This is a genomic window from Nocardia sp. NPDC058480 (genome assembly GCF_042720495.1).
GTDB lineage: Bacteria > Actinomycetota > Actinomycetes > Mycobacteriales > Mycobacteriaceae > Nocardia.
On record NZ_JBHXMN010000024.1, the window covers coordinates 17,435 to 31,779 of the forward strand.

Annotated in this window: 14 protein-coding genes; 7 read left to right on the forward strand and 7 right to left on the reverse strand. The window is 66.7% G+C overall.

From position 1 onward, the window contains the following. Positions 1-144: 144 nt before the first annotated feature. Together ACFWO8_RS31825 and ACFWO8_RS31830 are read right to left on the reverse strand one after the other, a co-directional pair. Positions 145-1,881 (reverse strand): amidohydrolase, encoded by a 1,737-nt coding sequence (locus tag ACFWO8_RS31825; RefSeq protein WP_378973237.1) that lies wholly within the window; start codon positions 1,879-1,881, stop codon positions 145-147. A 42-nt stretch (positions 1,882-1,923) separates the two neighbouring features. Next, a complete protein-coding gene (locus ACFWO8_RS31830) occupies positions 1,924-2,823 on the reverse strand; it encodes an IclR family transcriptional regulator (RefSeq protein ID WP_378973247.1) in 900 nt (299 codons plus the stop codon). 336 nt (positions 2,824-3,159) lie between these two features. Between ACFWO8_RS31830 and ACFWO8_RS31835 the strand changes: the two genes are divergently transcribed. After that, positions 3,160-3,903: an SDR family NAD(P)-dependent oxidoreductase gene (locus ACFWO8_RS31835; RefSeq protein ID WP_378973255.1), complete on the forward strand. Its 744-nt coding sequence runs from the start codon at positions 3,160-3,162 to the stop codon at positions 3,901-3,903. A gap of 45 nt (positions 3,904-3,948) precedes the next feature. Here the strand turns inward: ACFWO8_RS31835 and ACFWO8_RS31840 are convergent, their stop codons facing one another. Next, complete coding sequence (locus ACFWO8_RS31840; protein ID WP_378973277.1) at positions 3,949-4,710, reverse strand: SDR family NAD(P)-dependent oxidoreductase; 762 nt, start codon at positions 4,708-4,710, stop codon at positions 3,949-3,951. Between the two features lie 5 nt (positions 4,711-4,715). Continuing rightward, a complete protein-coding gene (locus ACFWO8_RS31845; RefSeq protein ID WP_378973284.1) occupies positions 4,716-5,909 on the reverse strand; it encodes an NADH:flavin oxidoreductase in 1,194 nt (397 codons plus the stop codon). A 148-nt stretch (positions 5,910-6,057) separates the two neighbouring features. Between ACFWO8_RS31845 and ACFWO8_RS31850 the strand changes: the two genes are divergently transcribed. After that, the gene (locus ACFWO8_RS31850; RefSeq protein WP_378973438.1) at positions 6,058-7,725 is read left to right on the forward strand and encodes a class I adenylate-forming enzyme family protein; all 1,668 of its coding nucleotides are present in this window, start codon (positions 6,058-6,060) and stop codon (positions 7,723-7,725) included. A 63-nt stretch (positions 7,726-7,788) separates the two neighbouring features. On the opposite strand, the gene ACFWO8_RS31855 is transcribed toward ACFWO8_RS31850, so the two are convergent. Beyond that, entirely contained in the window at positions 7,789-8,406 is a 618-nt protein-coding gene (locus tag ACFWO8_RS31855; RefSeq protein ID WP_378973291.1) for a TetR family transcriptional regulator, read from the reverse strand. A gap of 260 nt (positions 8,407-8,666) precedes the next feature. Here ACFWO8_RS31855 and ACFWO8_RS31860 point away from each other — a divergent pair, with 260 nt between their 5' ends. The 4 genes from ACFWO8_RS31860 to ACFWO8_RS31875 all read left to right on the forward strand — a co-directional run bounded on the left by ACFWO8_RS31860 (position 8,667) and on the right by ACFWO8_RS31875 (position 12,568). Beyond that, entirely contained in the window at positions 8,667-9,440 is a 774-nt protein-coding gene (locus ACFWO8_RS31860; protein ID WP_378973295.1) for a hypothetical protein, read from the forward strand. 11 nt (positions 9,441-9,451) lie between these two features. Beyond that, positions 9,452-10,243, forward strand: a complete 792-nt coding sequence (locus tag ACFWO8_RS31865) for an SDR family NAD(P)-dependent oxidoreductase (protein WP_378973303.1) — start codon at positions 9,452-9,454, stop codon at positions 10,241-10,243. Positions 10,244-10,257: 14 nt separating this feature from the next. Beyond that, the gene (locus tag ACFWO8_RS31870; protein ID WP_378973310.1) at positions 10,258-11,658 is read left to right on the forward strand and encodes an MFS transporter; all 1,401 of its coding nucleotides are present in this window, start codon (positions 10,258-10,260) and stop codon (positions 11,656-11,658) included. A gap of 67 nt (positions 11,659-11,725) precedes the next feature. Further along, on the forward strand, positions 11,726-12,568 hold the full coding sequence (locus tag ACFWO8_RS31875; RefSeq protein ID WP_378973315.1) for a mycofactocin-coupled SDR family oxidoreductase: 843 nt from the start codon (positions 11,726-11,728) through the stop codon (positions 12,566-12,568). Between the two features lie 78 nt (positions 12,569-12,646). Here ACFWO8_RS31875 and ACFWO8_RS31880 read toward each other — a convergent pair whose 3' ends face one another. Both ACFWO8_RS31880 and ACFWO8_RS31885 read right to left on the reverse strand, forming a co-directional pair. Next, a complete protein-coding gene (locus ACFWO8_RS31880) occupies positions 12,647-13,129 on the reverse strand; it encodes a nuclear transport factor 2 family protein (RefSeq protein WP_378973319.1) in 483 nt (160 codons plus the stop codon). A 99-nt stretch (positions 13,130-13,228) separates the two neighbouring features. After that, positions 13,229-13,621 carry a MerR family transcriptional regulator gene (locus ACFWO8_RS31885; protein ID WP_378973327.1) on the reverse strand — a complete coding sequence of 131 codons (393 nt, stop codon included), beginning with the start codon at positions 13,619-13,621 and terminating at the stop codon, positions 13,229-13,231. Positions 13,622-13,631: 10 nt separating this feature from the next. Here ACFWO8_RS31885 and ACFWO8_RS31890 point away from each other — a divergent pair, with 10 nt between their 5' ends. After that, positions 13,632-14,327, forward strand: coding sequence for a hypothetical protein (locus ACFWO8_RS31890; protein WP_378973330.1), 696 nt, complete (start codon positions 13,632-13,634; stop codon positions 14,325-14,327). Positions 14,328-14,345: the final 18 nt, after the last annotated feature.

Here is a 14,345-nt window from a genome sequence, read left to right on the forward strand (position 1 = left end):
CGGTCCGGCCGCGACAAAGGCGCGGCGCACACTATGGGCACGCTGCCATGGTGTGCGCCGCGAGTGGTGCTGAGCTACGTGGTGCGACCGAAGCATCGACCGCAGCATTTGGGCGACCGGGTCGGGATGTCGAGCGGTGTGTGGTCAGCCGAGAGGGCCGCCGTGAGTTTGCCTGCCCATGAGGAAGGTCGCTTCGACACCGATGTCACGCAGCTGGTCGGGGGCGATGGTGCGTGGGTTGGCCGACAGGACGGTGAGGTCGGCGTACTTGCCGGCTTCCAGGCTGCCGACCTCGGTGTCGAGGTGTAGTTGCCAAGCGGCGTCCAGGGTTTGGGCCTTGATGGCCGCGTCGACATCGATGCGCTGTTCGGGTGCCAGAACTCGGCCGGTGCCGCGGGTGGCCCTGGTGACCGCGGTGGCGATGTTGCCGATCGGGTTCGGCGGGGTGACGGTGCCGTCGTTGTGGAACGAGATGCGCAGGCCCGCGTCCAGCGCCGACTTCGCCGACATCCACGGCGCGCCGTGCTCGGACCCGAACAATTCGTCGATGAGGACGTCGCCCCAGTAGTAGACGTGCTCGATGAACAGGCTGGGGGATACACCCAATTCGGCTGCTCGCGCGAACTGGTCCGGCCGCATGGCACCGACGTGTTCGAGCCTCGGCCGCCGATCGGCCGGCACTCCGGTCTTCGCGTAGGCGTCGAGGACCACGTCGACCGCGGCGTCACCGTGTACATGGCAAGACAACTGCCAGCCCTGATCGACGAACGCCGCCGCCAGCTCGCTGATCTGCGCAGGGGTGTAGTTCATCTCGCCGTGATGATCCGGACCGAGGCCCATTCTGGCCGTCGTCTCGTCGGTGAGATACGGGAATGTCGTGAAGATGTTGCCCTGCCACGGTGAGCCGTCGGCCCACAACTTCATCCCGATCTTGGCGAACAGCGCGTCCGCGGCTGCTGGTGCGCCCGCGGTGTTGGCGGGATCGTTGGCCAGCTGCGGGCTGCCGACCTCGTAGGCACGGACGCGCACCGCGCAGTCCGGTTCCCGCGCGAGCGCGGAGAACAACGCGGACTGCGACTTGGCGTCGTAAGCGTGTTCGCTGACGGTAGCGATGCCGACCTGCGCGAGCTGCGTGTACGCCCAGCGGACGTTGTCGCGGGCGCCGGTGCCTGCGGCTGCCGCGAAGGGCGAGTACAACATGATGATCGCCGCCGCCTCGCGCACCTCGCCGGTGAGCTCACCGTCGGCGCCATGGACGAACTGCGCGCCGACCGGGTCTGGAGTGTCTCTGGTGATGCCCGCCAGCGTGAACGCGGAACTGTTGGCATAGGCGGCGTGCCCACTATTGGCGACGATGATGACCGGGTGGTCGGGTGCGACTCGATCCAACTGTGTCCGGGTGGGGATCTGCAGGTCCGCCTGCAGCAGCAGGTCGACGCCGTTCACTATGATCGGCTTGCCCTTCGGCGTCGTCGCGACCGCGTCGGTGAGCTTCTTCCATACCGCACCGCCGGTCGGCACGGTGAAGGGACGCACGTCGATCGACGGTGGCGCCAGCGCGGTACCCATGCTGAACGGGTGGCCATGCGCTTCGACGAACGCGGGCAGCAACGCCCGGCCTCGCAGATCCACCACCCGGGTGGACGATCCCCGCAGTCGCGTCACCTGTGCCGCCGATCCGACGGCGGTGATCCGCCGGCCGGTCACAGCCAGTGCTTCGGCTTCCGGCGCGCCCGGCGCCACCGTCACCACCGGACCGCCGGTGAAGATGATGTCTGCGGTCTCGCGGGGGCGGTCGGAACCGCAGGCCGCCAACCCCGCCGCCATTGTTCCCGCCGCCGCCGCGGCACCGAGCATGAATCGTCGTCTATTCGCCGACACCACTATTCCTCTCTACAGGTGGAGGGTTGGCGGATCAATCAATCAACGAGACCCGGCGCCGACACGCTGATCGACTAGTGGTGAGCGGTCGGCCACCGCGGGCGTGCCGTGCGAGGAGTTGCTCGCGGTGCGCGTGCCACCGCGCCGCCGCCGTCCCTCCAGTTCGGGGTACAACGACAGCGATACCGCCCTGGCCGCGTCCACGACCAGCGGTGTGACCCGCTCGAGTCGGGTGGTGCGCAGATCGCCACACAGCGAGATGCCCGCCACCGGCCCGTCGGGTCCGCGGACCGCGGCGCCGGCGCAGGCGACTTCGCACGCTGATTCACCTTGGTCGAACGCGACGCCGTTGCGCTGCCTGATCCGGTTGAGCTCGTTGTGCAGGGCCGAGAGGGTGGTGATAGTGCGATCGGTGTACCCGCGCAGCGGGCGACGGTAGCGACATTCGACGGCTTCCGGCGCGAGCAATGCCAAGATCGATTTGCCACCCGCTGTGGTGTACGCGGGTCGTCGCCCGCCGACCCGAGAAGGGAATCGGGCGGCGAATTGTCCGCCGACCTTGTCGAGGTACACGCTGTCACCGCCCTCGAGCACCGTCAGGTGGACGACCAATCCGGTCTGCAGGTGCAGCTCGTGCAGCAGTGGCGCGGCCGCAGCCCGGATCTCGCCGCGCCCATCATCACCTCCGCCCAATCCGAGCGCTCGCACTCCGAGGCGATAGCCGAACTCCGTGTGTTCGACCCAGTTCAGCTGCACCAGCTGATGCAGGATGCGATGAACCGTCGAACGGGGTAGCCGCGCCCGGTCGGCAACCTCTTCCAGGGACAGTCGCGATGCGCGACCCTCGAAGGTATCGAGGATCAAGGTCATGCGTTCGACCATGGACGGAGGCACGTCCCGTTTCGGAACTGTTGCTACTTCGCGTGAATCAATGATGGTCATTGAGTTCTCCAACTGTGCTGTTCAGAGGCCTAACGCACCAAAAAACTGAAATGAATTCTTGCTTCAAGGTAGCATCGGGAAACGGGCTCGGCGAGGAGAATCGCGAGATTCGACAGATCGGAGACTCCGACATGCTGATCGCCGAGATGGCCGCAGCCCGCGCGTGTTACCTATCACCACATACCGGCGATCCTCGAGCAATCCGACGGGAGCCGACCCGACGATGCATATCGGAATCTCGACACGTCCAACCGATAGGAGTCAATTCATGACCGACACCGCAACCCTCATCGCGAGCCTTGCCGCACGCGATCTCCTCGCCGCCGGAGTGCGCGCATGAAACTGAGCGGCAAGGTCGCGATCGTCACCGGCGGGGCCGGTGGCATCGGTCGCGCCATCACTCGGGTCTTCGTGCGCGAAGGCGCGTCCGTGGTGTTCGTCGACATCGATCGGGCGTCGGGCATCGCGCTCGAGCGAGAGCTCGGCGAGGCCGCGACGTTCCTCGATGTCGACATCGCTCGCGCCGACGCCGCGACACAGATCCGCGACACCGCCGTCGCGAAGTACGGCGGCGTCGACATCCTGGTCAACAACGCGCACGCGTCGCGTCAGGCACCGCTCGTAGAGCAGACGCAGGAGATGTTCGACCTCTCCTTCGGCACCGGCTTCTATCCGACCGTGCATCTGATGCAGGCCTGCTATCCGCAGTTGAAGGCCGCGCAGGGGTCGGTGATCAACTTCGCCTCGGGTTCGGGGCTGGAGGGAATGCCGACCCAGGCCTCCTACGCTGCCGCGAAGGAGGCGATCCGGGGACTGAGCCGGGTGGCGGCCAACGAGTGGGCACCCGACGGTATCCGGGTCAACGTGGTGAGCCCGTTCGCAGCGACCGAGGGCGTGCTGAAGTGGCAGGAAGCGTTCCCGGAGCGGGCGGCGGCGTCGATCGCGAAGGTGCCGCTCGGGCGGATCGGTGATCCCGAGACCGATATTGCCCCGATTGTGGTGTTCCTGGCGAGCGAAAGTTCCCGCTACATGACGGGCCAGACCCTGATGGCCGACGGCGGAAGCATCAAACTGCGGTAGACGGAAAAGGTGTTGTGCCCCATCGATAATGGGGCACAACACCTTTCAGGACCAGCGCGCCTGGCCACCGTCGAGGGGAATCGTCGCGCCCGTCAGATAGCGGGCATCGGGGCCGACCAGGAACGCGACCGCACGGCCGATATCGCCTTCGCAGTCACCGATCCGTCCGAGCGGAATGGACGCGACGAATTCCGCGGCCTCCTCAGGATTGTGCTCGGTCCACCATTTCAGGCCCGGCGAGAGTGCGTGTGGCGCAACCGCGTTCACCCGGATGCCGTCGGGACCCCATTCGCTGGCCGCCGTTCGGGTCAGTGAGCGCATCGCTTCCTTGACTGCGGCGTACAACCCGTAACCGCTGGTGTCCCAGCGCACCGCCGCCGAGGTCACCATGTTGATGACGGCGCCACCGCCGCGGGCCTTCATGTGGGGATGGCAGGCCTGCATCAGCCGCAGCGTCGCGACTGGGCCGGTGGCCAGCGCCTGTTCCATGCGTTCGGGGGTGATCGCGAGGAGCGGGCCGAGAGTCGACTGGTTCGCGTTGTTGACCAGGATATCGACCCCGCCCAGCGTCTCGACGACCTGATCGACCAGGTACGCGAGCTGTGCGCCGTCGCCGATATCGCAGGTGAAGACCTCCGCACGACCACCGCGAGCGCGGATCTGCCGCGCGGTATCGAGGAGTTTGGCCTCGGTGCGGCCGACGACGGCGATGGCTGCGCCCTCGTTCGCCAGCGCGAACGCGATACCCTGCCCGACACCTTGGCCCGCTCCCGTGATCAGTGCTGTGCGGCCGTCCAACGTACCCATCGCGGTCACGCCACATTCAGCACGCAATGCGTGCCCCGGTAGATGGCGGTCATGCACTTGTTGCAGTGGTTGCACAGCGATCTCGTGCGCTCGTCGGCGCGGATCTTGTTCACCATCTCCGGATCGCGCAGCAGCGCGCGAGCGACAGCGACGAACTCGAAGCCCTCCGCCATGGCTGTGTCCATGACGGCTTTGCTCGTCACTCCGCCCAGCAGCACCAGCGGCATGCTGACCTGGGAGCGGATCTGCTTGGCATCCTCGAGCAAATAGGCGTCGCGGTAGGGGTATTCGCGCAGCAGGTGCTTGCCGAGCAGTTGGACACCGAGCTTGGTCGGCTGTGGCATCGTGGCGGCGAACTCCCGCAGCGGCGCGTCACCCTTGAACAGATACATCGGGTTGAGCAGGGAGCTGCCCGCGGTGAGTTCGAGTGCGTCGAGCGAGCCGTCGGCCTCGAGCCATTGCGCCACCCGGATCGCCTCGTCCAGCCAGAATCCGCCCGGTACACCGTCGTCCATATTGAGCTTGGCCAGAATGGCGATCTTGTCGCCGACGGCGTCGCGCACCGCGCGGGCCGCCTCGCGCGCGAACCTGGCCCGGTTCTTCAGACTGCCGCCGTACTCGTCCTCGCGTTTGTTGATGCGTGGACTGAGGAACGAGCTGATCAGGTAGTTGTGGCCGAAATGCAGCTCGACCGCGTCGAACCCGGCCTCCACCGCGCGCAGTGCGGCCTGCGCATGTGCGCGGGTGATGCGCTCGATGTCGGCCGTCGTCGCCGGCTTGGTGAAATTCTGCGAGATCAGCCGAAAGCTCCGGCTCGGCGCCAGGGCCGACATGCCGAGGTACTTCGCGGCAGCGACCGGTCCCGCGTGGCCGATCTGCGCGGACACCGCGGCGCCCTCGGCGTGGACGGCGTCGGTGAGCTTGCGCAACCCCGGCATCGCCTCGTCGCGCCAGTAGATCTGCCCTGGCGCGGTGCGCCCCTCCGGCGCGACGGCGCAATAGGCGACGGTGGTCATCCCGACACCGCCCGCGGCCGGACGGCGATGGAATTCGATCAGCTTGTCGGTGACCAGTCCCTTCGGCGTCAGCCCCTCGAAGGTGGCGGCCTTGATGACCCGGTTTCGCAACGTGATCGGGCCCAGCTTGGCCGGTGCCAGCGGGTCGACACGCGCTGTGGGCGTATCGGGGAAAGTCGTCATATCGCCTCCTTCGTGGTGGTGCCCGAACGCTAGAGACGGCCGACCGTTGGCAGGCCCGCAGTCTCGCTCAGTGGTAATGATCACGGGACGGGTGCTCGGCGCATGAGAGGTTGCTGTGGCTATGAGCACGGCGAAGGAGACAGCCACCATGTCGACACCAGCATCAACGGCACAGCCGAACGTCGAGAACGTTCTCGCGCGGCTGATCGGGCCCGGCGGACGATTCGAGATCGTCGGCGAAAAGGTCCTCGGCACCGAGATACCTGTGCTGCGGCACCGCAGCCGGACAGTGGGCGAACTGCTGGCCGCCTCGCGGGCCTGGGGCGATCGGGACTACCTGGTCACCACCGACCGGCGTATCTCGTTCACTCAGCATCTGGACGCGGTGGCCGCGCTGGCGACCGCGCTGCGCACGGAGTACGGCGTGGCACCGGGAGATCGGGTGGCCGTGCTGGCCGCCAACACCCCCGAATGGGTGATGTCGTTCTGGGCGGCGCAGAGCCTCGGCGCCATCAGTGTGGGACTCAACGGCTGGTGGGTGCCCCGCGAGATCGACTACGCACTGCGCCACAGCCGCCCCTCGATCCTGATCGTGGACGCCAAACGAGCCGAGGCACTCGCCGGCGTCGACACCTCGGGCATCACCGTGCTCACCATGGAATCGGATCTGCCCCGGCTGATCGCCGAGTACACGGGCGCCGACCTGCCGCAGGCCGAGGCCGACGAGGACGACCCGGCGGTCATTCTCTACACCAGCGGAACCAGCGGAAAGCCCAAGGGCGCCCTGCATTCCCAGCGCAATCTGCTCGCCGTCGTCGACTACCACCGGTTCGCGGACGCGTTCGTCACCGAGCTGATGGGACAGACCTACCGCGACTCGGACCCGAGCCCGCGCCGGTACCTGATGACCTCGCCGCTGTTCCATATCGCGAGCCTGCACAATCTGGCCGTCCCGCGCCTGGCCACCGGCAGTGCGGTGGTGATGAATCAGGGCGGCTTCGATGTCGACACCGTGCTCGGCCTGATCGAGCGCGAGCGGGTCACCCATTGGGGTCCGGTGCCGACCATGGCCGCCCGACTGCTCGACCACGAGGGCGCGGACAACTACGACCTCTCCTCGCTGACCGGATTCGCCCTGGCGTCCGCGCCGTCGTCGACGGCGTTCAAAGACCGTCTCCGCGAACGGTTCCCCTTCGCCCGCGACGCCCTGGTCGACAGCTACGGTCTGACCGAGTGCAGCACCGCGATCGCGGCCGCCACCGCCGCCGATCTCGAACAGACGCCGGGCACCCTGGGGCGGCCGATCCTCACGGTCGCCCTCGAGATCCGTGACCCGTTGGGCGAGCCGGTGGCCGACGGCACCGAGGGCGAGGTGTGCGTGCGCAGCCCGTTCGTCATGCTCGGGTACTGGGACGACGAGGCGGCGACCGCGGTGGCGATCACCCCCGACCGCTGGTTGCGCACCGGCGACTACGGAATCCTGGAAGCGGGCATGCTGCGGCTGACCGGTCGTCGCTCCGACCTGATTCTGCGCGGCGGTGAAAACGTCTATCCCACCGAGATCGAGCAGTGCCTGGACGAACATCCCGCGGTCGCGGAGTGCGCGGTCCTCGGTGTTGCACACCCGGATCTCGGACAGGAAGTGGCCGCCGTGGTCGTGGTCGCGCCGGACGCGTCGGTCACCGAACAGCAGTTGGCCGAGTTCGCTGCCGGACACCTGGCGTATTTCAAGGTGCCGACCAGGTGGCGGATCACCGAGGAAGCGTTGCCGCGCAACGCGACCGGTAAGCTGGCCCGCCGCTCGATCGAACTCTGAACAACCACGCCGGCCGGGTCGCTGCGCGCGCCAGGCCGGCGTGGTTGTTCGGCGATCCGGCCGCTAGGTGAAGGATGTCGGCCACTCGACCAGTAACAGGTCGCACATCACCCGCAGGTCGTGTTCTGCGTCGGGCACGGTGATCCGGCCGTTCAGACAGGACTGGATGACACCGAACGCCGCGTGGATCAGCACGCGCACCAGCGTGGCGTCGCGCTCGGTCGCCACTTCGATACCGGCTGCGTCGTAGAGTAATTGCCGGAAATGCTGCTCGACGCGGGCGGCATCGGGGACGACGGCCGCCTTGGCGGTGCTGTTGGACTGGATCATCGCGCCGGCCAGCAGCGGCTGGCGCAACAGCGCGCGCACGACGCGTACGAGAGTGTCGTGGACGGCGGCGGTGGCGCTCATCTGGGCCCGGGGACGGCGGGCGAACCCGGCGTTCATCCGATCGATCTGATCGACCATGACCGCGACGAACAGATGCGTCTTCGACGGGAAGTAGCGGTACAACGTGGCGACCGCGACCCCCGCTAGCTTGGCTACCTCGCTCATCTGGACGCGTTCGAGTTCGTTCTCGGTGGCGAGTGCGGCGGCGGCTTCGAGAATGCGCTGAACCCGGGCATGCTGCTCGGCAGAACTCGGTGCCGCAGCATCGCGCGACTCGGCGATTCTCGGCATCGCTTCCCCTTCCGTCCGGCCCTGCGCCGGCGAGTTCGATGCTGCCCGCCGCGCGCATCGCTCGGTAGGTTGCGCCCGCTCAGTGAGATCGAGTCGGCCGACCACACGTCATCATCGCAGACCCCGCCGCCCTACTCGGCCCATGCGCCTGTCTTTACCGCTGTGCGCCAGTCCCATCCACTGGGAGGGCCCGACCGTGACGTAGCCCACTCCCGTAGACAACGGCATCAAGCATCGAATTCAGGATTGGACCAACGCACATGAGCGTGATCAAAAAGTTCACCGCCGCAGCCGCATTGGCCGCTCTCACCGTCAGCGCAGTCGGCGGGCAGGCCCTGGCAGATCCCGCACCCGCACCGGAGCCCAACGGCCTCGAACAGATCGAGCTCCCTCTCGCGCCGGGCATCAACTACACCGCGAGCATCGTCGACAAGTCCGTGGTGATCGCCACCGATGTCGGATCGTTCACCGAGCGCGACGGCAAGGTCCAGATCCGCAACGGCGTCGGGACCGTTGTCGCCGAACTGCCGTTGACCTACCAGCTGGCGGGCCGTGCCTACCCGATCGCCGCCGAGTTCAACGGTACGACCGCTACCTTGACGCCTGACCGGAACACGGCCGCGGCAGTCACGGTCGCCGATGCCCCGACTACCGGTCCGCTCGTCTCGATCGCTGACGCTCGCCGTCAGGCGGACGCGTCGTATCCGACGGTCGAGGCGCGCAATGCCGCTGCCTTCGGTTCGCTGGTGCAGCAGGCGACCATCGCCTCGGTCAGCGGGGCGATGATCGGAACGGTCATCGGCGGTGTCGCGGGCTGCGTGCTCGGCGCGGCCGTGCTGACCGCTGCCACGTTGCCGCTCGCGGCGTTGCTGGGCGCGGGCCCCATTGCCGGCTGCGCCGCGGGCGCGTTGATGCTCGGTCCGGTGGGGACCATGGCGGGCACGATCTTCGTCGGGGCACCGATCCTGGCGTACTCGGCCTTCCAGTACTTCCAGACCGTCCACGCGCCGTTCGTGGCGTCCGTTCCCCACTGAGAGGCAAGCGCATGATCGACAAGAACCACTACGGCCCGTGGGCCGTGATCGCCGGCGGGTCCGAGGGCGTAGGCGCCGCGTTCGCCGAGCAATTGAGCACGGCGGGACTCGATCTGGTGCTCATCGCCCGCAAGCCGGGCCCGCTCGAGGAGACCGCGGCGAAGGTGCGCGCCACCGGCGTCGAGGTAAGGACACTGGCATTGGATCTGCTCGATGCCGACGCGGTGGACCGGATCCGCGAAGCCACCGCCGACCTCGAGGTCGGCCTGCTGATCTTCAACGCCGGGGCCAACAGCTACGGCCACGAGTTCGTCACCGGCGATCTGGCCGGGTTCCGCGGTGTCATCACGCTCAATATCGACCGCCAGCTCGAGCTCGCCCACCACTTCGGCGCGAAAATGGCCGCGCGCGGCCGCGGCGGAATCATGTTGCTCGGGTCGCTGGCCGGCTACCTGGGTGCGGAGCATCAGAGCATCTACGCGGCGGCCAAAGCGTTCAGCCGGGTGTTCGCCGAGGGGCTCTGGCTCGAGCTCCGGCCGCACGGTGTCCACGTCGTCGAGCTGGTCCTCGGCGTTACCCGAACCCCCGCGATGGAACGTGCCGGCCTGAATTTCGACATTCCGGGAATGCTCGTCGCCGAGCCAGGCGACGTGGCCGCAGAAGGGCTCGAACATCTCGCCGACGGTCCGGTCTGGGTAGCGGGCGGCAACTACGCGGCCGCCGAGCAGCGCAGCGGCTTTCCCCGTGCCCAGCTCGTCGAAGGCGCAGCACGGGCCATGCGAAAACTCCTCGGCCGCAAATGATTCGAGGCATCACCATGCAATCGCCACGCTCGGAGTGGTCGATCATCACCGTATTGGTCGTCGTCGAGGTCATCAGTGCGCTCGAGGCATCGATGGTGATCGCGGCCACGCCGACCTTCATGCGGATCTTCGACGCCGACACGGCCACCGTCAGCTGGACCTACACCGCCTTCCTGCTCGTCGCCGCGGCCTCGGCGGCTATCTGCGGCCGCCTGGGCGACATGTTCGGTCGTGAGCGGGTGCTGATCGTGCTGCTCGCAGTCTCGGTCGTCGGTTCTCTGGTGAGCATGCTGTCGAGTTCGCTGTGGGGGATCGTGGCGGGTCGCGCCATCCAGGGCGTCGCCGGCGCGATCCTGCCGCTGTGCATCGGCTTGGCGCGCCAGCACGTCGACCGGCGACGGGTACCCGTGGCGGTAGCGCTGGTGTCCGGAGCCGCGGTGGCGGCTGGGGCCGCGGCCCTCATCGTCGCCGGGTTGTTCCTCGACTACCTGTCCTGGCACGCCATGTTCGCCTTCACGGCGGTCTACAGCGTCGTGGCAGCCGTGCTGGTGGCGTTCGTCGTGCCGCGTAGCACGGTTGATCATCCGCGCACCGGCCTCGACTGGGTCGGCACCTGCACCTTCGCGCCTGCCATCGCGGCGACGTTGCTCGGTCTCACCCTCGCGAAGTCGCTCGGCTGGACCGACGCGCGCATCGTGGCACTCATCGTCGGCGGTGTTGTTGCGCTGGCTGCCTGGGCAGGCTGGGAGTTGCGGCATCCGGACCCCATCGTCAACCTGCGCTTGCTCACCGACCACAAAGTCGCGCTGACCATGGCCGCCACCTGCGCGCTGGCGATCGGACCACTCGGCATCACCAGCATGGTCTTCGCGATCGTTCTCCAATCGCCCACCACTGCGCCCTTCGGACTCGGTCTCACGCCGACGGTCGCGGGTTTCGTCGTCTTCGTCACCTCGGCCGGCGCCTACCTCTGCGCCCCGCTGAGCGGTCGGGTCGCGCAGTCGTTCGGTGCCCGTCGCTCGCTGCTCATCGGCACTGCCCTGTTCGCGGTCTCCGCGGTGCTGATGGTCGCGATGCACGATTCCGTGCTCGGCATGCTGTTCGTGGTGGCATCGGCCGCCATCGGCACCGCGTTCGCGTACACCGCTCTGCCGATACTGCTGGTCGAGGCGGTCCCCGAAGCGAACACCAGTGAGGTGGTCGGCACCAACGCGGTTGTGCGCACCGCGTCGATGGCGATCGGGGTCGCCATCGGAATGCTCGTGCTCTCCGTGTCGACCGTGCCGGAAACGGGGGCACCGACGGTCGTTTCGCTGGATCTCGTCGCGGGCTACATCGTGCTGGCCTGCCTCGCCACCGCGGCGGTGGCCCTGCGGATACCGAAAGGCGCCGTCCACAGCCCGAGCGTGCGGTGATGCCAGTACGGCCGGCTGCGACGAAATCTACTGTCCCGATGAATTTTCCGGAGTATCGAGGAGGAACATGCCCACCGAGTTCGATGGCAAGGTCGTGCTGGTCACCGGCGCGGCGCGAGGTCAAGGGCGTTCGCACGCGGTCGCGTTCGCCGAACGCGGCGCTGATGTCGTCATCTGCGATCGTTGCGAGGACAGCGGTGCGCTCGACTATCCGTTGGCGTCCGAAGCTGATCTGGCCCAGACCGAGAAGATGATCACCGCGCTCGGGCGCCGCTGTCTGCGCGCAACCGTGAACACCGCTGACCGGGCCGCGATGGAGGCGCTGGTGCGGCGAGCCGACAGCGAGTTCGGGGGTGTCGATATCGCCGTCGCGAATGCGGGCGTGGTGGGTATGTCACCGATCGACTCGCATTCGGCAGAGCTCTGGGACGAGGTCATCGCCAGCAATCTCACCGGCGTATTCAACACCCTGGCCGCAGTCACCCCGGGCATGATCGCCCGGAAGTATGGGCGCATCATCACCACCTCGTCGATGCTCGGCCGGACCGGCGGAGCGACAATGACCGCCTACTCCGCATCGAAATGGGGGGTCATCGGGATGACGAAATCCGTTGCGCTGGAGTTGGCTCCACACAACATCACCGTCAACGCGATCGCCCCGGGCAACGTCGCGACGCCGATGGTGATGAACGACGCGATGTATCGCAAGTTCCGGCCTGACCTCGACCAGCCTTCCTGGGACGATGTCGCCCCCGTGCTCGCCCAGAAGATCCATGTCCTGCCCATCGCCGCGATCGAGTCGGAGGAGGTGTCGAGAATCGTGCTGTTCCTGGCCGCGGACGCCAGCGCGCACATGACCGGCATGGTCATTCCGATCGATGCGGGAGCCACTGCCAAGAATTCTGCGTGATCTGTTCCGGATATAACACAAGCCGCTGACCCGGTCGATATATTCCGCCGGGTCAGCGGCCTGTGGTTGTCGAATGGATCAGTGCTGCAGATCCGGGTCCCAGCGATTCGCGATCAGCTTAAAGCTCGGGAGGTCCCGAAGCGACGTCGACGCTTCATAGATTCGCTCGTACTCGGTGGCCGCGATCCGCCATTTTCCGTCGGAATCCCGACGGTATTCGTCGCGATAGTAGCCGGAGCCCCGGATCTGTACGTTATATTTGGACACGATTACCGTATCCTCGAAAGCCCAAGAACCCCTTGCGGTATCGCCGTCGACATCGATCTCCGGATGGTTGGCGATATGCGTGGTGATGATCCCTGGTCCCACCTTCTCGGACATGAATCCGACGACCCCCTCGCGCGTGTCATAGTGCAGCGGCGCTTTCATAGCCTGGGTGCCGTAGCGAGCCTTGATGTCTGCGGTCAGGCAATCGCTGAATTCGTCCCATCGCTTGAGGTCCAGTGTGCGGAAGTATCGGTATTTGAGGCGTTTTATCTCTTCGATCGCGATGAGGTCCATATCAACATATTAGAACGTGTTCTAATCCTCATCAAGGTTTCGCGGATTCGTTTTCTGCCCGAGCCACCGACAGCAGATTGGAACGGGTTATCGCTGCACTCAGTGCCCGAGTCCGCCATCCCTGCGTGACCCGTTCGCCGCCATCACCGAGTCACACTCCGCAGGATCAGCGAGGTCGAGCCGTGAGGTGGCCTCGATGAGTGCGTCCAGTCTGTCGCGTGCGGTCAGGATGTCGGCTGCGGCACTGCTCAGCCGTTGCCGTTCGCGGTGCAGGTCGGGCAGCATCGCAGAGCAGGACGGCGTGAGTTCGCCGCCGGCGTCGGACATGCACGGCAGCAATCCGCGGATCGTCGCGGTGCTGAGCCCCGCCGCGAGCATCAAGCGGATGCCGTGCACCGTGGCGACATCCTCCGCCTGGTATTCGCGGTAGCCGCTCGGGCGTCGCAGTGGCCGAAGCAGATCCTGTTCCTCGTAGTAACGCAACGAGCGCACGCTCGCTCCCGTGAGCCGGGACAGCTCGCCGATGGTCTTGGGCTCAGGTGACGACGCGTTCAGGGGTCACCTGCTGGTGAACCTCAATTCGGGGACCCCGGCCCAAGCCCGGGCAGCAGCGGATTGGGCGGACGAGCGCGACCTCGACTACCTCGATGGCGCGGTCATGGTGCCGCCGCCGCTCGTCGGTGACCCCGAATCAGTCTTTGTGTACAGCGGCTCTCGGGACGTATTCGACCGCCACCGTAGAACTCTCGCGCTCCTGGGTGACCCGCGATACCTCGGCACCGATCCAGGGCTCGCCGTCCTCTACAACACGGCGCTGCTGGGCATGATGTACGCGACGCTGAACGGATTCCTGCACGGCGCTGCCCTGGTCGGCTCCGCGGGCGTGCCCGCGGTCGAGTTCGCCGAACTCGCGCTGGGCTGGTTCATGCCCCTGATGCTGGCCCCGGCGAGCCTCGCCGAACAGGCACCGAACCTGGACAAAGCCGCCTACCCCGGTGATCTCGGCACCATGCACATGAACCTCACCGCCCTGGACCACATCACTCGCACCAGCATCGAACAGCGCGTCAACGCCGATCAGCCGCAGTTGATGAAGGAATTCGCCGAACTCGCGCTCGCTCAGGGGTACGGCTCCCAGAACTACTTCGCCATGTTCGAGATCTTCAAGAATCCTCAGGACCTCCCTCACCACCGATGAGCTAGCGACAAACGGCAG

Bases quoted from the DNA above. Each gene is read 5' to 3' on its own strand.
- ACFWO8_RS31880 (WP_378973319.1), bottom strand. From the start codon at position 13,129: ATGGACCTCATCGCGATCGAAGAGATAAAACGCCTCAAATACCGATAC.
- ACFWO8_RS31855 (WP_378973291.1), bottom strand. From the start codon at position 8,406: ATGCCGAGAATCGCCGAGTCGCGCGATGCTGCGGCACCGAGTTCTGCC.
- ACFWO8_RS31875 (WP_378973315.1), top strand. From the start codon at position 11,726: ATGCCCACCGAGTTCGATGGCAAGGTCGTGCTGGTCACCGGCGCGGCG.
- ACFWO8_RS31835 (WP_378973255.1), top strand. From the start codon at position 3,160: ATGAAACTGAGCGGCAAGGTCGCGATCGTCACCGGCGGGGCCGGTGGC.
- ACFWO8_RS31840 (WP_378973277.1), bottom strand. From the start codon at position 4,710: ATGGGTACGTTGGACGGCCGCACAGCACTGATCACGGGAGCGGGCCAA.
- ACFWO8_RS31850 (WP_378973438.1), top strand. From the start codon at position 6,058: ATGTCGACACCAGCATCAACGGCACAGCCGAACGTCGAGAACGTTCTC.
- ACFWO8_RS31830 (WP_378973247.1), bottom strand. From the start codon at position 2,823: ATGACCATCATTGATTCACGCGAAGTAGCAACAGTTCCGAAACGGGAC.
- ACFWO8_RS31870 (WP_378973310.1), top strand. From the start codon at position 10,258: ATGCAATCGCCACGCTCGGAGTGGTCGATCATCACCGTATTGGTCGTC.
- ACFWO8_RS31865 (WP_378973303.1), top strand. From the start codon at position 9,452: ATGATCGACAAGAACCACTACGGCCCGTGGGCCGTGATCGCCGGCGGG.
- ACFWO8_RS31845 (WP_378973284.1), bottom strand. From the start codon at position 5,909: ATGACGACTTTCCCCGATACGCCCACAGCGCGTGTCGACCCGCTGGCA.
- ACFWO8_RS31860 (WP_378973295.1), top strand. From the start codon at position 8,667: ATGAGCGTGATCAAAAAGTTCACCGCCGCAGCCGCATTGGCCGCTCTC.